This is a genomic window from Ensifer meliloti (assembly GCF_030064585.1).
Classification (GTDB): Bacteria; Pseudomonadota; Alphaproteobacteria; order Rhizobiales; family Rhizobiaceae; genus Sinorhizobium; species Sinorhizobium meliloti.
The window spans coordinates 647,005-667,151 of sequence record NZ_CP120364.1 but is presented as its reverse complement, the minus strand read 5'-3'; the positions used below and the strand labels follow the sequence as shown (position 1 = coordinate 667,151).

The 20,147-nt window shown below is 63.8% G+C and carries 19 protein-coding genes; 11 read left to right on the top strand and 8 right to left on the bottom strand.

Features of this window, described 5'->3' with window-relative positions; all coding sequences use genetic code 11:
* Nucleotides 1-95: 95 nt before the first annotated feature.
* A complete protein-coding gene (locus PZL22_RS03045) occupies nucleotides 96-389 on the top strand; it encodes a PepSY domain-containing protein (protein ID WP_050543876.1) in 294 nt (97 codons plus the stop codon).
* Nucleotides 390-448: 59 nt separating this feature from the next.
* Nucleotides 449-775 carry a PepSY domain-containing protein gene (locus tag PZL22_RS03040; protein WP_127515770.1) on the top strand — a complete coding sequence of 109 codons (327 nt, stop codon included), beginning with the start codon at nucleotides 449-451 and terminating at the stop codon, nucleotides 773-775.
* Here PZL22_RS03040 and xth read toward each other — a convergent pair.
* From xth to PZL22_RS03010, 6 genes are all read right to left on the bottom strand, one after another.
* Nucleotides 772-1,545 carry an exodeoxyribonuclease III gene (gene xth / locus PZL22_RS03035; RefSeq protein ID WP_003526415.1) on the bottom strand — a complete coding sequence of 258 codons (774 nt, stop codon included), beginning with the start codon at nucleotides 1,543-1,545 and terminating at the stop codon, nucleotides 772-774. The two genes, PZL22_RS03040 and xth, sit on opposite strands and share 4 nt — an antisense overlap.
* 7 nt (nucleotides 1,546-1,552) lie before the next feature.
* Nucleotides 1,553-2,194: an alpha/beta hydrolase family protein gene (locus PZL22_RS03030; RefSeq protein WP_284718461.1), complete on the bottom strand. Its 642-nt coding sequence runs from the start codon at nucleotides 2,192-2,194 to the stop codon at nucleotides 1,553-1,555.
* A 1-nt stretch (nucleotide 2,195) separates the two neighbouring features.
* Nucleotides 2,196-3,281, bottom strand: coding sequence for a tetratricopeptide repeat protein (locus PZL22_RS03025; RefSeq protein WP_284718460.1), 1,086 nt, complete (start codon nucleotides 3,279-3,281; stop codon nucleotides 2,196-2,198).
* Entirely contained in the window at nucleotides 3,281-4,165 is an 885-nt protein-coding gene (gene ku / locus PZL22_RS03020; protein WP_284718459.1) for a non-homologous end joining protein Ku, read from the bottom strand. Before ku ends, PZL22_RS03025 begins: the two co-directional genes overlap by 1 nt.
* Nucleotides 4,166-4,257: 92 nt before the next feature.
* Nucleotides 4,258-6,714: a DNA ligase D gene (gene ligD / locus PZL22_RS03015; RefSeq protein WP_284718458.1), complete on the bottom strand. Its 2,457-nt coding sequence runs from the start codon at nucleotides 6,712-6,714 to the stop codon at nucleotides 4,258-4,260.
* A gap of 37 nt (nucleotides 6,715-6,751) precedes the next feature.
* Nucleotides 6,752-7,588: a bifunctional allantoicase/(S)-ureidoglycine aminohydrolase gene (locus PZL22_RS03010; protein ID WP_003526410.1), complete on the bottom strand. Its 837-nt coding sequence runs from the start codon at nucleotides 7,586-7,588 to the stop codon at nucleotides 6,752-6,754.
* Nucleotides 7,589-7,722: 134 nt separating this feature from the next.
* Here PZL22_RS03010 and PZL22_RS03005 point away from each other — a divergent pair, with 134 nt between their 5' ends.
* Complete coding sequence (locus PZL22_RS03005) at nucleotides 7,723-8,607, top strand: LysR substrate-binding domain-containing protein (protein ID WP_003526409.1); 885 nt, start codon at nucleotides 7,723-7,725, stop codon at nucleotides 8,605-8,607.
* A gap of 181 nt (nucleotides 8,608-8,788) precedes the next feature.
* Nucleotides 8,789-10,843 (top strand): SMc04171 family calcium-binding repeat protein, encoded by a 2,055-nt coding sequence (locus tag PZL22_RS03000; RefSeq protein ID WP_003526408.1) that lies wholly within the window; start codon nucleotides 8,789-8,791, stop codon nucleotides 10,841-10,843.
* Nucleotides 10,844-10,879: 36 nt separating this feature from the next.
* Here the strand turns inward: PZL22_RS03000 and PZL22_RS02995 are convergent, their stop codons facing one another.
* Complete coding sequence (locus PZL22_RS02995; protein ID WP_003526406.1) at nucleotides 10,880-11,701, bottom strand: IclR family transcriptional regulator; 822 nt, start codon at nucleotides 11,699-11,701, stop codon at nucleotides 10,880-10,882.
* Between the two features lie 169 nt (nucleotides 11,702-11,870).
* On the opposite strand from PZL22_RS02995, the gene gcl reads away from it, so the two are divergent.
* From gcl to PZL22_RS02960, 7 genes are all read left to right on the top strand, one after another.
* Nucleotides 11,871-13,655 carry a glyoxylate carboligase gene (gene gcl / locus PZL22_RS02990; protein ID WP_127613848.1) on the top strand — a complete coding sequence of 595 codons (1,785 nt, stop codon included), beginning with the start codon at nucleotides 11,871-11,873 and terminating at the stop codon, nucleotides 13,653-13,655.
* Between the two features lie 54 nt (nucleotides 13,656-13,709).
* Complete coding sequence (hyi, locus tag PZL22_RS02985; RefSeq protein ID WP_003526404.1) at nucleotides 13,710-14,525, top strand: hydroxypyruvate isomerase; 816 nt, start codon at nucleotides 13,710-13,712, stop codon at nucleotides 14,523-14,525.
* Between the two features lie 5 nt (nucleotides 14,526-14,530).
* Nucleotides 14,531-15,415 carry a 2-hydroxy-3-oxopropionate reductase gene (locus PZL22_RS02980; protein ID WP_284718457.1) on the top strand — a complete coding sequence of 295 codons (885 nt, stop codon included), beginning with the start codon at nucleotides 14,531-14,533 and terminating at the stop codon, nucleotides 15,413-15,415.
* A gap of 114 nt (nucleotides 15,416-15,529) precedes the next feature.
* Nucleotides 15,530-16,798, top strand: coding sequence for a glycerate kinase type-2 family protein (locus PZL22_RS02975; protein WP_003526401.1), 1,269 nt, complete (start codon nucleotides 15,530-15,532; stop codon nucleotides 16,796-16,798).
* 47 nt (nucleotides 16,799-16,845) lie between these two features.
* Nucleotides 16,846-17,337 (top strand): ureidoglycolate lyase, encoded by a 492-nt coding sequence (locus PZL22_RS02970; RefSeq protein WP_003526400.1) that lies wholly within the window; start codon nucleotides 16,846-16,848, stop codon nucleotides 17,335-17,337.
* A 98-nt stretch (nucleotides 17,338-17,435) separates the two neighbouring features.
* A complete protein-coding gene (locus PZL22_RS02965; RefSeq protein WP_033048303.1) occupies nucleotides 17,436-18,356 on the top strand; it encodes a DUF930 domain-containing protein in 921 nt (306 codons plus the stop codon).
* Between the two features lie 25 nt (nucleotides 18,357-18,381).
* Nucleotides 18,382-18,957 (top strand): DUF1349 domain-containing protein, encoded by a 576-nt coding sequence (locus PZL22_RS02960; protein ID WP_003526398.1) that lies wholly within the window; start codon nucleotides 18,382-18,384, stop codon nucleotides 18,955-18,957.
* A gap of 34 nt (nucleotides 18,958-18,991) precedes the next feature.
* On the opposite strand, the gene PZL22_RS02955 is transcribed toward PZL22_RS02960, so the two are convergent.
* Nucleotides 18,992-20,011: a LacI family DNA-binding transcriptional regulator gene (locus PZL22_RS02955; protein WP_033048302.1), complete on the bottom strand. Its 1,020-nt coding sequence runs from the start codon at nucleotides 20,009-20,011 to the stop codon at nucleotides 18,992-18,994.
* Nucleotides 20,012-20,147 lie beyond the last annotated feature (136 nt).

Here is a 20,147-nt window from a genome sequence, read left to right as displayed (position 1 = left end):
CAGCGAAGGCTGTTGCGGCGAGAGCTTCCGCTAGTGGTTGACTAGTCGTTCGGCGGGCCAAGAACTTCCGGCGGCAATGGGGCAAGGCGTGGCGGCTGCGGATTTATGGCGGGCCGCACAAGTTCAGCTTCGATCTCCACCGCGCAGGCGGGCTTTGGGTTTGGGCCATGCTGTTCGTGCTGGCCTGGTCTTCGGTCTCTTTCAATCTGAAAGAAGTCTATAATCCGGTGACGAAGGCGCCCCTGCCGACGCAGGCGGCCACTCGCTTCCGGGAACATGCTCCCAGGCTCGCCGAGCCGCGCTACCAGCCGCTGACCGATCGCAAGGAGGCGCTCGCCGTGGCGCGGCGACTTGTCGCCGAGCACGCAAGGCACGCGGATCTGCCGTAGAAAGGGAAGACTGGGTGGGGTACGACCCTCGGCGCGGTTTACACCTACATCGTGACATCGTGACATCGAGTCGTGACGCGGGTGAGTTCCGTGAAGGCGGGAATACGCGTCTCGCTTTCCATGGCGACAGCGGCGCATTTCTCGGAATCTACCTGCCCACCGGGCAAGCGGCCGGCGATACCGTCACGACTTGGCTGACTGCCCTGCAGATGGCAGCCGTGTGGGGTCTTCCGTTCAAGGTCTCCATGACCTTGATGGGCGCGCTGGTCGCCATGCTATCCGCCACCGGCGTCATCATCTGGTGGAAGAAACGTAAGGCACGCCGGTGGAGGAAGCTGGCCGTCCGGTCGCCTGCCAGCGAAAGCTGCAAAACGTGCAGGAACTAATCCCGCATCGACACCCATACCGGCGCATGGTCGCTCGACCCTTCAAGCGCACGGATCTCCCGGTCGATGCCGGCGCCGGTCAGGCGGCGCCGGAGCTTGCGGCTCAGGAGAATGTGGTCGAGGCGAAGGCCGGCGTCGCGCTGCCAGCGGTTGCGGCGGTAGTCCCAGAAAGTGAAGAGCTGCTCTTTCGGGTGGATCTTGCGCAGTGCGTCGAGCCAGCCCTGATCGACAAGGCTCCGGAAGGCTGCGCGGCTTTCCGGCTGGACGAGGGCGTTGTCGTCGTAGGAGCGGGTCGGATAGATGTCGCGCGGTTCCGGAACGACGTTGTAGTCGCCGGCGAGCACCACCGGCACGCCCGTCTCGAGCAGCGCGGCGGCATGCTGGTTGAAGCGCAGGTGCCAGGCGAGCTTGTAGTCGAATTTCGGCCCGGGCTGCGGATTGCCGTTGGGCGCATAGAGCGACGCAATCAGGATGCCGTTCACCGCAGCTTCGATGTAGCGGCTCTGCGTATCCGAGGAATCGCCGGGCAACCCGGTTCGCGTGAGCACCGGCTCACGATCGCGGGCGAGAATGGCAACGCCGTTCCAGGCGGTCTGGCCCCGCCAGACGGCACCGTAACCGGCCGCCTCGATCGCGGCTCTCGGAAACTGTCCGTCAGTCGCCTTGAGCTCCTGCAGGCAGACCACGTCCGGCTCGGCCGTACCGAGCCAGGTCAAGAGGATGTCGAGCCGCTTGTTCACGCCGTTGATGTTGAAGGTCGCGATCTTCATGAGGAGCTCAAGGCGCGAGGCGATCCGCCCATCGCGCAACCGCCTCGGCCAGCGTCTTCAGGTGATCTGCGGTCGAGAAGCCCGAGACTGTCTTGCGCGGCTTGAGGTCGTGGTCGCCGTCCTCCAGCCAGAGAAGTTCGATCCTGTCGGACAAGGCGTATCGCGAAACCTCGTCGCGGGTGCCGAATTCGTCGCGGGTCCCCTGACAGATCAGTGCAGGCGTCTTGAGATCGGTAAGATGTCGGGTGCGCAACTGGTCCGGTTTTCCGGGGGGATGGAAGGGATAGCCGAGGCAAAGGAGCCCGGCGATCTTGCCCTCGGCGTGAAGGTCGTCGGCGACCATGCTGGCGACGCGACCGCCCATGGACTTGCCGCCGATCACGAGGGTGCCTTGGGCGCCGAGCTCGGCAACGGCCGCCCGATACTCCGGATTGAGCGTTTCCGCGCGGGGCGGGGGCTTGCGCCCGTCGGCAGTGCGCCGGGCTGCCATATAGCCGAACTCGAAGCGGGCGACGCGAAAACCCACCCCTGCAAGCGCCATGGCGGCCGCGGTCATCGAAGTCGAATCCATCGGCGCGCCGGCTCCATGCGCGAGGAGAATGGTGACGGGCGCATCGCCCGGCCCGTCGAACAGGAATTTTCCGCTCATGTCAGCCAGCCGTTCTGGAGAGGAGATGAAGGTTCACGAACTGCACGCCGCGCTCGGCGGCGCGTGCCCATTCGGAATGCTGATCGAGCTCGAGGTAACGCATCCACCAGCGGCGGGCTTCGGCGAGATTGCCGGCATCGAACTCCAGCTTCGCCAGGTTGAAGATGGCATCGGCGTAATCGCCATCGATTTCGACCGCTCTCCTCAGATGCCGCCTGGCCGTGTCCGTGCGCCCACGTTCGCCCATCAGCCCGGCAAGATTGAACCAGGCCTCGACGAAGCAAGGATCGAGCTTTATGGCGCGGGCATAGTCATGCGCCGCTTCGGCCTCCCGCCCGGCGGCTCTGAGGCAGTTGGCCCGGTTGAACGCTGCAACCTCGTCGGTGCGGTCGATGGCGAGATAGCGCTGGTAGAACGCGGCCGCCTGGTCGTATTCCCCCGCCTCTTCGGCCGCTTCGGCCTGAGCGAAGAGATCTTCGAGCGCCTCCTCGTCGGGAGAGCCGACGTCGAGCAGCAATTGACCGTCGAGCTCGCTCAAGCCCTCGGCGCGTCGCGCATAGATCGTATCCTTGCCTTCGTGGTGCAGCGAGAGCGCGGTGAGGGAGGCGACGTTTCCGGAGCGGTGGACCGAGCGCGCGATCGCGCCCCAGCCGGCGCCGCTGGCCATCAGTCCCGCATATTTTCTGGCGAGGATCAGATCACGGAAAGAATAGGGCTCGCCGTCATGCTCGAAAGCGTCGAACAACGACAGAAGATCGAGGTGGCGAGGGGAGAGCCCGGACTGGTCGACGAGCGATTGCCGCGTAAGCGCCGATGTTTCCGGGGCGCTCGCCAGTCCGAGCAGGCGGAGGAAGCCGTTTTCGCTGAGCACGCGCCGACGCTGCCCGGTTTCGCTGTCGAAGCGAGCCTCGATCTCTGCTTCGGACGCCTTTGCGAGCAGCCCGCGCCCGAAGACCACGAACTTCGTCTGCCTGTTGACACCGCGCCTGAGGTGCCCGCCCTGGCGCTCGACCTCGCGAGCCGCCAGCCGCCGCGGAAAGGCGGCGAGCGCGCCCACGATACCGAATGTCCGACCGGCAAGCGCCATCAGGCTTTCTTCTTGGCCGCGGGTTTAGCAGTTACGCGTTTCGCCGCCGCGGCTTTGGCAGCGGGCTCCTTTGCTGCGGGCTCCGCCTTGGGCTTGCTCCGGGCGGGCGGCTTGGCCTGGGAAAGGCTCGCCTTCAGGGCATCCATGAGATTGACGACGTTGCCGCGTTCGGGCGCCTGCGCAATGATCGGCTTGTGACCCTTGAGCTTCTCGCGGATCATCTGCATCAGCGCGACCTCGTAGCGGTCCTCGTACTGCTTCGGATCGAAGGTGGTCGTCTTCTGCTCGATGAGCGCTTCGGCAAGCTGCAGCATCTCGGGATCCGGTTTGCCGACCGGAATGTTGCCGAAATAATCCGCCGTGCCGCGCACCTCGTTGGGATTGCGCAAGGTGCAGACGAACATTCCGGTCTCGCGCGGACCGATGGTCACCACCCGTTCGCGGCTGGACAGCACGAGACGGGCGATCGCGAGCTTCCCGCTTTGGCGCAGAGCTTCACGCAGGACGACGAAGGTTTCCTCGGCCATGGCCCCGTCGGGCGCCAGGTAATAAGGGGCGTCCTGATAGATGACGTCAACGGAACCGGCGTCGACGAAAGCCTCGATGTTCATCGTGTGATTGGATTCGATCCGGACGCTTTCCAGATCCGAATCCTCGATGATGATGTATTTCTTGTCTTCGTATTCGTAGCCTTTCACGAGGTCCGAACGCTCGACGAGGCCGAGCTCCGGATCGACGGGCTTCATGTTGATCCGGTTATGGGTGTCCTTGTGAAGCTGATTGAAGGAAATGCGCTCGCTTGCGCTGGTGGCGGGGTAGAGCCTCACCGGACAGCTCACGAGACTCAGTCTGATATAGCCCTTCCAACTTGCCCTTGGTGCCATGGTTTTCTCCCTACGCGGCACTACGATCACATCTGCCAGAGCGGGATGAGGAAAGTGCATGCGGTTTCCGCCTGCATCCCGCGCCTCAACGACTACAGTATAGGCAGATCCCTCGCGAAGTCGTCGATATCGGCCCAGGGATCGCCGGACGTGGCCAGAAGGCCCGGCAGCGAAGAATAGTTCAAATCCGCCGGAGCGTCGATAGTCTCCAGATCCGCCCACCTGAGCGGGGTGGAGGCGGGCAGATTGGTGCGGGCGCGCAGCGAATAGGGGGCCGCCCAGGTATGGCTGCGGGCGTTGCGATGGAAGTCGATGAAAATGCGCCTTATGCGGTTGTCCTTGCCCATGGTGGTGGTGAAGGTGTCGGGAGCGGTGGCCGCGAGACGGGTCGCGAGCGCGCTCGTTGCCTGATGGAATTTCTTCCAGTCGAGCTTCGGCACGACCGGTACGACGACGTGCACTCCCCTGCCGCCAGATGTCTTTACGAAGGGTACCAGCGCGAGCGCCTCGAGTTCGGCCTTGATGTGGATCGCGGCCTCGACCACCTCGCGCCAGGCGATGCCCTCGCCGGGATCGAGATCGAAGACGACGCGATCCGGCTTGCCGAGCAGCTTGCGCGTCGTCCCCCAATTGTGGAATTCGACGACGCCGAACTGCGCCAGCGCCAGGTATCCTCTCGCGTCCTCGACCGACAGGTAGGTTTTCGCCTCGCCCTCCGAGTTGGTTGCCTGGAACGTCGCGACCGAAGGCGGCATGCCGGTAAAAGGGTGGCGCTGGAAGAAGCAATCCTGCGTCCGGCCGGTCGGGCAGCGTACCAGCGAAACGGGACGGCCGAGAATATGCGGCAGCATGAAGTCGCCGATCATCGCATAATAGACGGCAAGGTCGAGCTTGGTCGGGCCGGATTTGCCGAAGAGCCGCCGGGTCGGGTTGGTGATCGATATGCCGGCGAGGTCCGCGTCCGAGATCAGGCGCTTTCTCGACATGGAAACCGGCGTCGACAGCTCGACGTCGCGGAGCCCCTTGAAGACGGCGTGACGCAGGACGTTATCGGTCGTCCGGTTGCCGTAGTGGATATGCGCCCGGAGCAAGGGCCGCACCCAGATGATCTCCCTCGGCGCTCCCTCGAGCTTTGCGGCGCCGGCGCGCAAGGGTTCGAGCCTTGCGAGCAACTCCTTGAGCATCTGCGCGTCGAAGCCGGTTCCAACCTTGCCGCGATATTCCAGCTCGCCGTCGGCCCACTCTCCGAGTGCAAGCGACGCAATGCCCTCGGCCGCCTCCGAAACGGTGTAGCCGACGATCACGAAATCCTCCGCCTTCAAAGCCTTCGTCTTGGTCCAGGTCTTCGACCGGCCGCTTCGGTAGGGTGCCGAGATGCGTTTGGAGACGATCCCTTCCAGGCCCATCTCGGAGGCCCGGTCGTAAAGCGCGCGCCCCTCACCCAGCACATGATCGCTGAACTGGATCGCCGAGCGGCTTGAGACCTGCTCTGCAAGCAATTGCTTCAACAGTGCCTTGCGCTTTTCGAGCGGGACGTCGAAAAGGTTCCAGCCGTTGAGATGCAGGAGGTCGAAGGCGTAGAAGACGAGGCTGTTGCCGGCGCCGGTGGAAAGCGCATCCTGCAGCAGCGCGAAGCGGCTGACCCCCGTCTCGTCCAGCACGACGATCTCGCCGTCGATGATCACATCGCGGCACGGCAGCCGCCGGAAAGCCTCCGGCAGGTCTCCGTAGCGCTTCGTCCAGTCGAGCCCGCCGCGGGTGACGAGGCGCACCTTTCCGTCCGCCACGTGGGCCATGGTGCGATAGCCGTCGAACTTGATCTCGTGCAGCCAGCGCTCGGGCTTTTTCGAGTCCTTTTCGGCTTCCGGGGGGAGAATCGTCTGTGTTGCGAGTTGAGGTTCGATGCGTTCGGGTGGTGCGGCCTTGACCGCACCGGCAAGCGCGCCGGGATTGAGCTTGACCGGCTTTGGCGGGGCCTTCGGCTTCTCCACCAGTTCCTCGATCCGCCGGCCGGATTTGACGCTTTCCGGCCGGGCGGCAAGGATATCGATCGATGTGTCGGCGGCCGGATCGCGCTCCTTGAAAAGGAGCCAGTTGCGCTGGTCCTCCTCTCCCGGGCGAGGCTTCAGACGCGCCAGCATCCATCCGCCGTTGAGTTTCTCCCCTGCCAGGCGAAACTTGAAGGCGCCCTTGCGCAGGTCGTCGTCGACATCGCCCATCGGCGCCCAGACGCCCTTGTCCCAGACGATCATCGGACCGCCGCCATATTCGCCTTCGGGGATCACGCCCTCGAAGTCGATATAGTCGAGGGGATGGTCCTCCGTCTCCACCGCCAGCCGCTTGTCGGCCGGATTGAGCGACGGACCTTTCGGCACCGCCCAGCTTTTCAGCACGCCGTCGACCTCAAGCCGCAAATCGTAGTGGTCGGCGGTCGCATGGTGCTTGTGCACGACGAAGCGATTGCCGCCGCCGGTCAGATTTCCGACCGGCTCCGGCGTCTTCGAAAAATCCCGCTTCTTGCGGTAGGCCTCCAGCTTCGGCGTCGCCATGCGCCCAAGCTATGGCGGATCGCGGCAGGCTGCAATATCAGGCGAGCCTGCCCGGGTTGCCGAGCGTCATGTGGCGGTTCACGTCCTTGTAGAGCAGGTAGCGGAATTTGCCCGGTCCGCCGGCATAGCAGGCTTGCGGGCAGAACGCCCTGAGCCACATATAGTCGCCTGCTTCCACCTCCACCCAGTCATTGTTGAGTCGGTACACGGCCTTGCCTTCGAGCACGTAGAGCCCGTGTTCCATCACATGGGTTTCCATGAACGGGATGACGCCGCCGGGCTCGAAGGTCACGATCGTGACATGCATGTCGTGGCGCATGTCGGAAGGATCGACGAAGCGGGTGGTGGCCCAGCGCCCGTCCGTTTCCGGCATGGGGGAGGGTGGGATCTCGCGCTCGTTGGTGACGATCGGCTCGGGAAGGGGAACCCCGTCAACCTTCTCATAGGCCTTGCGGATCCAGTGGAAGCGCGTCGGCGCACCGGATTCGTTTCTGAGGCTCCATTCGGTGCCGGGCGGGATGAAGGCATAGCCGCCGGATTGCATCAGATGCGTCTCGTCGCCGAGCGTCAGATGGAACTCGCCGTCCACCACGAACAGCACTGCTTCGGCGCGGGGATCCGTCTCCGGCCTGTTGCTGCCGCCGGAAGGGCCGACCTCCATAATATATTGCGAGAAGGTCTCGGCGAAGCCGGAAAGCGGTCGCGACAGGACCCAGAGCCGTGTGTTCGTCCAGAAGGGCAGATAGCTCGTCACGATGTCGCGCATGACGCCCTTTGGAATGATCGCATAGGCCTCGGTGAAGATGGCGCGGTCGGTAAGCAGGTTGGTCTGAGGAGGATGGCCGCCTTCCGGAAAATAGTAGTTCTTCTGCATGTGAGTCCCATCGAGATGCGTGGCGGAGACGGTGCCTCCGCCTCTCTGCAACGACTTTACCGGCTTGCTCCGCGATACGTCCAATATATTGTTCAACTCGATCCAGAGTAACAATGTATCGATAGGGTTATGCCATGGAGCTACGTCACCTGCGCTATTTCGTTGCGGTGGCCGATGCCGCGAGTTTCACGGCAGCCGCCAGGGGCCTCAACATCTCGCAGCCGCCCTTGAGCCAGCAGATCAGGGATCTGGAGGCGGAAATCGGCACGCGGCTGTTCGAGCGTTCCAGCCGTAATGTCGAGCTGACCGAGGCGGGCGCCAATTTTCTCGAACATGCCCGGATGATCCTCGGTCAGGTGGAGCACGCAACCCACCAGGCGCGCGCCATCGGTTCCGGGCAGGTAGGAACGCTGAACATAGCGACGACCGGCTCGGTGCTGCTGGGGCCGTTGTCCAACCTGATCGCGCGGTTCCGGGATGCATGGCCCGGCGTGTTCGTCCGAATCCATGAGATGGACCCGGAGGCGCAGGAGGCGGCCCTGCTCTCCCATCGCACCGACCTCAGTTTCGTGCGCAGGCCTCGAAACAATCCGGACCTCGTTACGCATGTCGCCTGGCACGAGAAGGTGGGCGTGGCCCTGCCCGAGCACCATCGCCTGGCGGGTTCAGAGACGATCGAGCTCGGTGATCTCCGAAAGGAAAACTTCGTCTTCCTGAGGCTCGCGGACTCCCGCTTTGCCCGCTACCTGCATGATTGCTGCGTAGCGGCGGGATTCGTACCTGATATCACGAACGAGGTCGTGGAATCCTATTCCCTCACCAGCCTCGTTGCCGCGGGGCTCGGCGTGGCACTCGTCCCGCAATGCATCAGAACCCTCTCGCGGCCGGGCGTGGTTTACCGGCCGCTCGCCGACCCCGCGCCGGAAGCCGACGTGTACGTCATCAGCCGGCCGAACCCCGGACCCGTCATCGCAGCCTTTCTGGAGGCAGCGCAAAGGCTCGCCGGAATACACGATTGATGCCGCAGTTATATTTCCCCAATTGAAAAAATTTAATACGATTTTGGAAATAAATCCGTATTATATTATCAAGATCGTCGGAGTTGCTGATAAATACTAATAGTTATACATTGACTGCCGTCTTCAATGTTGTGGTGCAATGGGGTGCCGCGACCTTCAATCGGTCAGGGAGAATGGCGTCATGGCGACGATCGTGGGTTCGAGCGGTTACGATATACTTCAAGGTACGGATGAGACCGATCGTATCTGGGGCCTGGACGGTGGCGACACGATCGACGCGGGTGGCGGCGACGATTTCGTCGACGGCGGTGATTCAGACGACGTGTTGACGAGTTCGAGCGGCTATGACCGGCTCGACGGCGGCGCCGGCGCCGACCACATCATCCTGACCGGCACCGGCGGCGCGGTCACCGGCGGCAGCGGCTACGATGGGCTGACAGTGGATGTCTCGGCGCTGTCCGGTCAGCTGGTCTTCAACGGTGCCAGCGGCCACGGCATCATCGGATATGGCAGCGCCGAGGAACGGCACATCTTCTTCCACGACGTCGAGTGGGTCCGTCTCGTTGCCGGAAGTGGAAACGACCGGATCGTGGGAACGGTAAGCAACGACAGGATCTCGACCGGAGCCGGCATCGACGTCGTCGCCGCGGGGGCCGGAAACGACATCATCACGAATACGGGCGGCTACGACCGGCTGGAGGGCGGCGACGGGAACGACCGCTTCGTGCTCGTCGGTACCGGCAGCACCGTCATCGGAGGCGCTGGAGACGATACGTTGACAATCGATCTGGCTGCGACCTCGGACGATGTCGTGTTCAACGCGAACACCGGCCACGCGATCATCGGAAGCGGAACTCCGGACGAGCGCCACGTCTTCGCCCAGTATAGCGAGATCGAGCGGATCGAGGTGATCACTGGCAGCGGAAACGACCGTGTCCAGGGGAGCGCTCTCGGAGACGTCATCAGGACGGATGCCGGAGACGATGTCGTCGACGGCGGAGCGGGCAACGATTCGATCACCGATGGGCGCGGCGTCAATCACATCACGGGCGGCGATGGCAGCGACCTCATTACGACCACACTTTATTCCGCTTCGGTCGACGGCGGCGAGGGCGAGGATTCGGTCCGGATCGAGGAACGATCACGTACGAGCGACGTCACCATCGACTTCATTGCAGGGACGGCGTCGACCGGAACGGTCTTCCGCAACATAGAATTAGCCAGTCTTGGGCTCGGAGCCGGCAACGATACGGTGATCACGACCGATCTCCTTGTATCCTTCGTATATGCCGGCGCCGGGGACGACCGCCTCGAAGGGGGAGCCGAGCGTGATGCGTTCCACGGCGAGGACGGCAACGACCGCATCGACAGCGGCGCGGGCAACGACATGATAACCACCGGTCTCGGTGACGATGTTGCTTTTGGCGGCGACGGCATGGACACGCTCGCCAATGGCGGCGGGAGGGACATTCTTGACGGGGGCGCTGGCGACGACTGGATTGCGGACGCCATTCCCGGACGCGGCAGCCTGGGCGATGGATCGGTGATGCTCGGCGGCGACGGAAATGACGCCTTCAGGGCGGCCTTCAAGGGAGAAGTCGATGGCGGCGAGGGGCGCGACCTGCTTCAGTTGGGCCTCGGATCGCTCTCGGTTGCAATCGACTTCGATGCGACGCTGGGAGCACTCCAGACTGGATTGACCTTCACCAATATCGAGGATTTCACGGTAACGACCGGAATTCGGAACGATACGCTCCGGGGTGGAAACGGTAACGACGTGTTCGATGCCCTGAGCGGCAACGATCTTCTCGAAGGGCGGGGCGGAAACGACATCCTGCGGGGATATTCGGAGTGGGATCGGCTGTTCGGCGGCGATGGCGAAGACCGGCTCGAGGGCGGCGCGCATGACGACCTTTTGAGCGGCGGCAACGGCACCGATACGCTGATCGGCGGCAGCGGAGCGGACACGTTTCTCTGGTCGGACGAAATCGCCGGACAGAGCGGCATAGACCGTATTGTCGACTTCAGCATAAGCAGCGGCGACGTCATAGCCTTTTCCGCTGCCGCTTCAGACAGGACCGGCATTCACGATTACGCCGATTTCGTCGCCGTCGCGACCGATACGGACGCCGGCATTCATGTCGCCTTCAGCGGTTCCGATACGGACGGGATCCTGATTGCGAATGCTTCGCTTGCAGCTCTGACGGCGAGCGATCTGGTCTTCGGTTTCGTTTGATTCTCCGGTGAGCTCGATGCTGGATGCGACGCGCCTTCAGCCTTCCTCCGGCCTGTGCCCGCCGATCGCGCGCGTCAACTCGTCCGCCATGCGGCGCACGGCGGGGCCGAGCACGCCGAGTCTCTCGTCGTCGATGCGGACGGTGGGGCCGGAGATCGAGATGCCGCCGATCGCCTCGCCGTACTCGTTGAAGAGCGGGGCTGCGATGCAGCGCATGCCGAGCGTGTGCTCTTCGTCATCGACCGACCAGCCGCGAAAGCGGATCTCCTGAACGTTGCGGATCAGGTCCGGCAGCGTGGCGAGCGTCCGCCCGGTAAAGCACGCGAGCGTTCTGCCGCTCAGGGTCTTGGCGATCTCCGTATCGGACCAGGTCGAAAGAATGGCCTTGCCGATGCCGGACGCGTGGATCGGGGCCCGCCGCCCGGGACGGAAGAAGGCGCGCATCGGCGCGTGGCTTTCGACCTGGGAGATGAAAACCACGTCGCCGTCTTCCTCTATGCCGATATTCGCCGTCTCGCCGCTTTCGTCCATGAGCCGCTTCAGGAACGGACGGCTGATCGTGCCGAGCTTGCGAAAGCGCAGGAAGGCGTTGCCGATCTCGAACGCCTTGACGCCGACGGTCCATGTGCCGGCCTCCGCGTCGTTCGCCACCATCCCGTGCTGGGCGAGCGACGTCAGCAGCCGGTGCACGGTCGAAGGCGCCATGCCTGACCGCTCCGAAAGCGCGGTCAAGGTCGAGCCGTCGCCTTCGGCGATGATCGCCAGCAGGGACAGGCTTCTGTCCAGCACCTGAACGGAAGCCGGCGCGGCGTTCTCTCCCGCCTTGCGCCCCCTCTTCCCCTTGCCGTTCGCCTCCATGCCAGTCTCCAAATCATTTGCCGCCTGAGATCATGCTCTACAGCCATTGCATCCGATTTTCTCCTATTTGTTGAAAATCTTTATTTCCATATGATGGGAATGATTTCCATAAACACGTTGAAATGGATGCGGCATGGATTTACCTTCCATACAAACAGGAGGAGTTCCCATGTCCAAGATGCGCGCAGTCGATGCAGCGGTTTATGTTCTGGAAAAAGAAGGGATCGATTGCGCCTTCGGCGTACCCGGCGCGGCGATCAATCCATTCTACTCGGCCCTCAGGGCGCGCGGATCGATCCGTCACATACTCGCTCGCCACGTCGAAGGCGCTTCGCACATGGCGGAGGGCTACACCCGCGCCAAGCACGGCAATATCGGTGTCTGCATAGGCACCTCCGGCCCGGCCGGCACGGACATGATCACCGGCCTCTATTCGGCCTCCGCGGATTCGATCCCGATCCTCTGCATCACCGGGCAGGCGCCGCGTGCGCGTCTCGACAAGGAGGATTTCCAGGCGGTCGACATCGCGAAGATCGCGGCGCCGGTCACCAAATGGGCGGTCACCGTCATGGAGCCGGCGCTGGTTCCCTTCGTCTTCCAGAAGGCCTTCCACCTGATGCGCTCGGGTCGGCCGGGGCCGGTCCTCATCGACCTGCCCGTCGACGTCCAGCTTGCCGAGATCGAATTCGATCCGGAAACCTATGAGCCGCTCTCCGCCTACAAGCCCGCCGCCACCCGTGCGCAGGCCGAAAAGGCGCTCGCCATGCTCAACGAGGCAGAGAGGCCGCTGATCGTCGCCGGCGGCGGCATCATCAATGCGGACGCCTCCGATCTCCTTACCGAATTCGCCGAGATCACCGGCGTTCCGGTCGTTCCGACGCTGATGGGCTGGGGCGTCATCCCGGACGACCACCCGCTGATGGCGGGCATGTGCGGTCTGCAGACCTCGCATCGTTACGGCAATGCGACGCTGCTCGCCTCCGATTTCGTCTTCGGCATCGGCAATCGCTGGGCAAACCGCCACACCGGCAACATCCCGACCTATACGGAAGGCCGCAAGTTCATCCATGTCGATATCGAGCCGACGCAGATCGGCCGCGTGTTCGCGCCCGATTTCGGCATCGTCTCCGACGCGGGTGCCGCGCTCAAGCTCTTCCTCGACGTCGCGACCGAATGGAAGACGGCCGGCAAGTTGCGCGACTGGTCTGCCTGGGCCCAGGAGTGCCGGGAGCGCAAGCGGACGATGCTGCGCAAGACCCATTTCGATCAGACCCCGCTGAAACCCCAGCGCGTCTACGAGGAGATGAACAAGTCTTTCGGCCGCGACACCTGCTACGTCTCGACCATCGGCTTGAGCCAGATTGCCGGCGCGCAATTCCTGCACGTCTACAAGCCGCGCAACTGGATCAATTGCGGCCAGGCCGGTCCGCTCGGCTGGACCCTGCCGGCAGCACTCGGCGTGCGGGCCGCCGATCCGAACCGGCAGATCGTTGCTCTTTCCGGCGATTACGATTTCCAGTTCCTGATCGAAGAGCTCGCGGTCGGCGCCCAGCACAAGCTGCCTTACCTGCATGTCGTCGTGAACAATTCCTATCTCGGGCTTATCCGTCAGGCCCAACGCGGCTTCAACATGGATTTCGAGGTCAGTCTGGCCTTTGAAAACATCAATGCCGACGGCGACGCGGAGAAGGGTTACGGGGTCGACCACGTGGCGGTTGCCGAGGGGCTCGGCTGCAAGGCGATCCGTGTCAGGAGCCCGAATGAATTCGCCGACGCCTTCGATCGGGCGCAGGCGCTGATGGAAGAGCACCAGGTGCCCGTCGTCATCGAGTTCATCCTGGAGCGCGTCACCAACATCGCCATGGGCGCGGACATCAACGCGGTCGTCGAGTTCGAGGAACTCGCCGAGCGCGGCGAGGATGCCCCGACCGCGATTGCCGCCCTTCTCGATTGAAGAACGTCCTACGCGGTTCCGCCCGCATCCCGCTTACCACAGAGGAGTGATCGCATGCCGAGATTTGCTGCGAACCTGACGATGCTGTTCAACGAGGCGCCGTTCCTCGACCGTTTCGCACTGGCCGCCAAGGCGGGGTTCGAAGGCGTTGAATATCTCTTTCCCTACGAGTTCGATAGGACGGCGCTGCGCGGCGAACTCGACCGCCACGGCCTGACGCAAGTGCTGCACAACCTGCCGGCCGGCGACTGGGCCGGCGGCGAACGGGGCATCGCGATCCTGCCGGATCGCATCGACGAATTCCGCAAGGGGGTCGCAACGGCCATCGACTATGCGACTGCGCTCGCCTGCCGCCAGGTCAATTGCCTCGTGGGGATTGCCCCGGACGGTGTACCCGACAGCGTGCTGCGCACGACCCTCGTCGCCAATCTGAAGCTTGCGGCGGCCGAACTCGGCAAGGGCGGCATCCGCCTCCTGATCGAACCGATCAACCCCTTCGATATTCCCGGCTTTTATCTCAACACGGTCGGGCAGGCGGCGTCGATCATCGAGGAGGTCGGGAGCGATAACCTCTTCATCCAGTACGACCTCTACCACCAGCAGCGCACCGAGGGCGAACTTGTCGGCACCTACAGGCGCTACCGCGAACAGATCACGCACATACAGCTTGCGGACAATCCCGGGCGCAACGAGCCGGGCACCGGCGAGATCAACTATCCCTTCGTCTTCGACGCGCTGGAAGCGGCCGGCTACGACGGCTGGATCGGGTGCGAATACAAGCCGCTGGCGACGACGGCGGAAGGACTTGGGTGGCTCGGCACCGAGCGCCAGCGCAAACAATCCGCAGACATCATCCAAATCAGGAGCTAAGCACGATGGCATCTATCGGTTTCATTGGACTGGGTATCATGGGCACGCCGATGGCGCGCCACCTTCAGGATGCCGGCCACAAGATCATCACGTCCAATTTCGTCATCCCGCCGCGCCAGGAGCTCGTCGACAACGGGCTGGAAATCGTCGAAACGCCGAAGGCGCTCGCGGAGACGGTCGACACGATCATCCTGATGCTGCCGGATACGCCGGAAGTGAAGGACGTCCTGTTCGGTGAGAATGGCGTCTACTACGGCCTGGGCGAGGGCAAGCTCGTCATCGACATGAGCTCCATCTCGCCGATCGAGACGAAGGGGTTCGCCAAGAAGGTCCGCGAAACCGGTGCCGAATATATCGACGCGCCGGTTTCCGGAGGCGAGGTCGGCGCCAAGAACGCCTCGCTCAGCATCATGGGCGGCGGCAAGCCGAGCTCCTTCGAACGCGCCCTGCCGCTCTTCAAGCTGATGGGCAAGAACATCACGCTCGTCGGCGATTGCGGCGACGGCCAGGTCACCAAGGTCGCAAACCAGATCATCGTGGCGCTGACCATCGAGGCAGTCTCCGAGGCGCTGGTCTTCGCGTCCAAGGCAGGGGCCGATCCGGCCCGCGTCCGTGAGGCACTGATGGGCGGCTTTGCATCGTCGCGCATCCTCGAAGTCCATGGCGATCGGATGATCAAGCGTACCTTCGAGCCGGGCTTCCGCATCTCGCTGCACCAGAAAGACCTGAACCTCGCGCTGCAGGGAGCGAAAAGCCTCGGCATCTCGCTGCCGAACACGGCGGCCACCCAGGAACTCTTCAACAACTGCGCCGCCAATGGCGACAGCGGGCTCGACCATTCCGGGCTCGTGCGGGCGCTCGAGCGGATGGCGAACCACGAGGTCGCATAAGTCGCGATCGAGGACGCGCATGATCGGCCGGCGGCCTCATCCGCCGTGGAGATCATGCATCCGGGCGGCGGAAGGAGGAGCCGCCGCCCGCGCATTTCTCAAACGGGAGGAACAATGGCCGCCGTCGCCAACCCGCGTCAATTCCTGGAGAGCCTGTTCGCCTCTGCGGTGTCTGCCGCTGATCCGGAACGCGTCATCGCCGCAAATCTGCCGGAGCGGCCGAAGGGGCGCACGGTCGTCATCGGAGCCGGCAAGGGCGCTGCTCAGATGGCCCGGGCGTTCGAAACCGCCTGGGAGGGGCCGCTCAGCGGCGTGGTCGTTACGCGCTACGGCTTCGGCGCGCGTTGCAAGAATATCGAGGTGCTCGAAGCCTCCCATCCCTTGCCGGACGAGGGCGGGATGAAGGCGTCGAAGCGGCTCCTCGCGGCGGTCAGCGGCCTGACCGGGGACGACCTGGTCGTGGCGCTGATCTGCGGCGGCGGTTCGGCGCTCCTGCCCGCACCACCGCCGGCGCTTTCGCTCGAGGATGAAATTGCCGTCAATCGGGCGCTTCTCGCGTCAGGCGCGCCGATCAGCGCGATGAACGCGGTACGCAAGCATGTTTCCTTAATCAAGGGCGGCCGCCTGGCCGCTGCGGCCCATCCGGCCAGGGTCGTCTCCCTCGTGGTCTCCGATATTCCGGGCGACGACGCGGCGCTGGTCGCATCCGGCCCGACGATCGCCGACGCAGCCAGCCGCGAGGACGCTCTGAAGATCGTCGAGCGCTATCGTCTCGCTTTGCCGGAAAAGCTCATGCGCTGGCTGGCAAGCGCTGCGGCGGATGCGCCGAGACCTTCCGATCCGCGCTTTGCCCGCAACGAGGTGCGGTTGATCGCTTCGGCAGGCGTCTCGCTGGAGGCCGCGGCGTCCAGGGCCCGGGCCTTGGGTATCGAGGCCGTTATTCTTTCCGATGCGATCGAAGGGGAGGCGCGCGACGTGGGACTCGTTCATGCGGCGATCGCGCGCGAGACGGCGCTGCGCGGCCGGCCCTTTCCGAAGCCCGCCGTCCTCCTTTCCGGCGGCGAAACGACGGTGACCGTCCGGGGCGAAGGACGCGGCGGGCGCAACAGCGAGTTCCTGCTGTCGCTGGCGCTCGGCATCGACGGCATCGGCGGGATCTCGGCGCTCGCTGCGGACACCGACGGCATCGACGGATCCGAGGACAATGCCGGCGCCTTCGCCGATCATACGACGATCGCCCGCCTGCTGGCGCGGCGCCTGGATGCCGCTGCGCTGCTTCAGAAAAACGACAGCTGGGCGGCCTTCGATGCGCTTGGAGACCTTTTCAAGCCGGGCCCGACCGGCACGAACGTCAATGATTTCAGGGCGGTGCTGATCCAGTGATCGGTGCCGGCGCCCGAAGACAATTGGTCCACCAGGGAGGAAAGACCATGATACCTCTACCGATCCGCCCGCTTTCGCGAAGCGAGTTCGCGCCCTTCGGCGACGTCATCGAGCCTGATGATGCGAAGAGCTTTCCGATCAACACCGGCAAATGCATCCGCTATCACGACCTTGCGAAGGTGGAGACGAGCGGCCCGGAAGCCCGAACGCTGGTCAGCCTCTTGAAGGGCGAACCCTACGACATCCCATTGACGCTGAAGATGGTGGAACGGCATCCGCTCGGAAGCCAGGCCTTCATCCCGCTGACGGGAAATCCATTCCTCGTCGTCGTGGCGCCCGATGAGGGCGGGAAGCCCGGCGAGCCGATCGCCTTCGAGACCGCGCCGGGCCAGGGGGTCAACATCGCGCAAAATGTCTGGCACGGAATTCTGACGCCGCTTCGTTCGACCTCCGAATTCGTCGTCATCGACCGCGGCGGCAGCGGATGTAATCTCGAGGAGCATTTCTTCGAAAAGCCTTATCAGGTCGAATACGCTTGACCGACGCGCGTCCCGCACTTGTTGCGGGGCGCTCGAACTCTTAGGTTCGGTGCTTCCGAGTCCGTGACCTTTGAGCAATGCAGCACTTCGCCAGGAAAATGTGGGGAGAAACCGGTTGGGGCATGCCGACCTCGCTCGCCCTGCACCTGGCGCTCGCCTTCTTGCTGCTGGTTCGGCTGCCGGAATTGTCTCCGCCGGGAAAGGAACAAAGCGTCAGCGTCGAGCTCGTTCCGCAGCCGAAGAGTGCGGAAAAGCCCGAGCAAAAGCCGAACGCGGCCAAGAGCGAGCAGGCGCGCCCTCAGCCTGAGGCGTTCGAGTCGGCGGCAGCGCCGGTCGAAAAGGAAAAGCCGCCTCGGCCCGAGTTGCCTCCGGCCGCGCCGAAGAAGACCGAAACGCCGAGCGAGACGCCGGAGGCCTCGCGGCCCGCCCCGGCAAAGACGGAGAATACCGCCAGCGAAAAGCCGGCGGAAAGCAGGACAGCGCTTGCGGAATTACGCGTCGATGCCCGGAGCGCAGCGAACGAGGCGGCCGACGCTGCAGCCGCGCCGCCGGCTGCAGCTGTTCCCCAGGAGAAACCGGTTCTGGAGGAAGCAAGGGCGGAGCCGACGCAGCCAGCCGAGGCGAAGGCCGAGCGTGAGTCGAGCCAACTCGTCCAGGCGAAGGAACTCTATTCTGAAAACGCCCTGTCGGACCCGCGCGTGAAACAGGCGATCGGCAGGCTGACGCCGAAAAAGCGGATCGTGCAGCTCTGCAGCATCGAGGCGCTCGAGCAGGTGCGACGCGAAATGCCCGGTGCCTTTCCGGACATGCTCGTTCCCTTCGGCCCTTCCGGGGGCTTCATCTCGCAGACGGGACTGAACGCCGATGGCGGCGCCTTCCGCAGCCGGTCGACATGGTACGCCATCGACTTCAAATGCGAAGTGAGCCCCGAAACGACATCGGTCACTTCCTTCAGCTTCGCGATCGGCAAAGCGATCCCGAAGAGCGAGTGGGGTGCGCGACAGCTGCCGAGCAATTAAACAGTGGGATGGATGGAGGGACTGAATGGCAAGCGCGTATCGCTGGCTGAACGAGCCGGCAAGCTGGGAGGGCGACGAACGCGATCTGTCGCTCAAGACCGACGGCAATACGGATTTCTGGCGCGAAACCTTCTACGGCTTCGTGCGCGACAGCGGACATGCCTATCTTCGTCCGGTTTCAGGCGATTTCACCGCCTCGGCGACGATCGTCGGTCAGTATGAGCAGCTTTACGACCAGGCCGGTCTGATGCTGCGGTTCGACGAACAGAACTGGATCAAATGCGGTATCGAATATACCGACGGGCTGATGCATTTCAGCGTGGTCGTGACGCGCGGCGTATCGGACTGGTCGGTCATCCCGCTACACGCCAAGGCGCCTTCGGACCCTCTGGAGGTGCGGCTGACGCGGCATGGGGATGCGGTGCGGGTGCAATTCCGCTTTGGCGAGGAACGCTGGCAGATGGCGCGGCTCTGTCCCTTTTCCGCCGCCGATGCCGAGGTCGGAGCCACGGCCTGCTCTCCGGAACGCGCGGGCTTTGCGGCAAGGTTCCGCGACTTGAATCTCGGCCCGCCGATCGCTCGCGCCTTGCACGACGACTGAAGCCCCGACACCCGGGATCTTTTGGGAAAATGGGTCAGGCGATCGCGCGCGGCGCCAGGCTGCCGACCGGCCGGCAGGAGTCGCGGATCACCAGCCGTCCCTGAAGCACGAGCCGGCGCGGCGCTTCCGGGCTGGCGCCGGAAAGACGGTCGAGCACGAGCTGTGCGGCCTGTTCGCCGATCGCCTGGACCGGCTGGGCGATCGTCGTCAGATGCGGCTGGAAGACGTCAGCCCAGGGAAAATCGTCGAAGCTTGCGACCGAAACGTCGTCCGGGCAGTGAAGGCCGATATCCCGGATCGCCTTCATCACCCCGATGACCATCAGGTTGTTGGCGGAGAAAATCGCCGTTGGACGCTCGGGACTCGTCAGCAGCTGGAGCGCGGCGGTGTAGGCGTCCTTCTCCCGAAAATTGCCGATGCGGATCAGGTCCTCCTCGCAGGGGAGCCCCGCCGCCTCCAACGCTGCCCGATAGCCGGCAAGACGCTCCCGCCCGGTCGAAGTGTCGAGCGAGCCGGAAATATAGCCGATGCGACGATGGCCGAGACCCAGCATATAGATGGTTGCGTCCTGAACCGCGCGACGATTGTCGAGCACGACCGCATCGGTGTCGATGCCGTCGCAAAGCCGGTCGATCAGCACGGTTGGAAGATTGGCGCTCGCGATCATGCGTTTCAACGTCTCGTCGTCTCCGGCTGGCGCGATGATCAGGCCGTCCACGCTCCGGTCGATCAACAGGGCGATCTGCTCGTCCTGCAGGGCGACGTCCTCGTCGTTGCAGCAGAGCATCACGGCGTAGCCGGCCCGATGCAGCACGTCCTGGATGACGGCTACGACATCGGTGAAGAACGGATTGGTAATATCGGCAACCATCAGGCCCACGGTGCGGGTCGTTCCGAGCTTGAGGCTGCGGGCGATCGCGTTGCGCTTGTAGCCTATGAGGCCGATCGCCTGCTCGATGCGGTTGCGCAATTCCGGACTGACCGGGGCCGAGCCGTTGATCATGGCCGAGACCGTCGCCACGGAGACATGCGCCGCCTTGGCGACGTCGAGCATGGTCGGTGCACCGGATTTCCGTGAATTTCGTCGCTGCTGCATCTCTTCCGAAACGTTTTGGTGATTTGCTCGCGAAACTGTATTTGAATTGCTGAAATTACGCAATGAAGGCCCGATCGGTCTGCTTGACAGCGTC

Coding starts and splice junctions, on each gene's coding strand:
- xth (WP_003526415.1), bottom strand. CDS start 1,545: ATGAAGATCGCGACCTTCAACATCAACGGCGTGAACAAGCGGCTCGAC.
- PZL22_RS03030 (WP_284718461.1), bottom strand. CDS start 2,194: ATGAGCGGAAAATTCCTGTTCGACGGGCCGGGCGATGCGCCCGTCACC.
- PZL22_RS03025 (WP_284718460.1), bottom strand. CDS start 3,281: ATGGCGCTTGCCGGTCGGACATTCGGTATCGTGGGCGCGCTCGCCGCC.
- ku (WP_284718459.1), bottom strand. CDS start 4,165: ATGGCACCAAGGGCAAGTTGGAAGGGCTATATCAGACTGAGTCTCGTG.
- ligD (WP_284718458.1), bottom strand. CDS start 6,714: ATGGCGACGCCGAAGCTGGAGGCCTACCGCAAGAAGCGGGATTTTTCG.
- PZL22_RS03010 (WP_003526410.1), bottom strand. CDS start 7,588: ATGCAGAAGAACTACTATTTTCCGGAAGGCGGCCATCCTCCTCAGACC.
- PZL22_RS03005 (WP_003526409.1), top strand. CDS start 7,723: ATGGAGCTACGTCACCTGCGCTATTTCGTTGCGGTGGCCGATGCCGCG.
- PZL22_RS03000 (WP_003526408.1), top strand. CDS start 8,789: ATGGCGACGATCGTGGGTTCGAGCGGTTACGATATACTTCAAGGTACG.
- PZL22_RS02995 (WP_003526406.1), bottom strand. CDS start 11,701: ATGGAGGCGAACGGCAAGGGGAAGAGGGGGCGCAAGGCGGGAGAGAAC.
- gcl (WP_127613848.1), top strand. CDS start 11,871: ATGTCCAAGATGCGCGCAGTCGATGCAGCGGTTTATGTTCTGGAAAAA.
- hyi (WP_003526404.1), top strand. CDS start 13,710: ATGCCGAGATTTGCTGCGAACCTGACGATGCTGTTCAACGAGGCGCCG.
- PZL22_RS02980 (WP_284718457.1), top strand. CDS start 14,531: ATGGCATCTATCGGTTTCATTGGACTGGGTATCATGGGCACGCCGATG.
- PZL22_RS02975 (WP_003526401.1), top strand. CDS start 15,530: ATGGCCGCCGTCGCCAACCCGCGTCAATTCCTGGAGAGCCTGTTCGCC.
- PZL22_RS02970 (WP_003526400.1), top strand. CDS start 16,846: ATGATACCTCTACCGATCCGCCCGCTTTCGCGAAGCGAGTTCGCGCCC.
- PZL22_RS02965 (WP_033048303.1), top strand. CDS start 17,436: ATGTGGGGAGAAACCGGTTGGGGCATGCCGACCTCGCTCGCCCTGCAC.
- PZL22_RS02960 (WP_003526398.1), top strand. CDS start 18,382: ATGGCAAGCGCGTATCGCTGGCTGAACGAGCCGGCAAGCTGGGAGGGC.
- PZL22_RS02955 (WP_033048302.1), bottom strand. CDS start 20,011: ATGCTCGACGTCGCCAAGGCGGCGCATGTCTCCGTGGCGACGGTCTCG.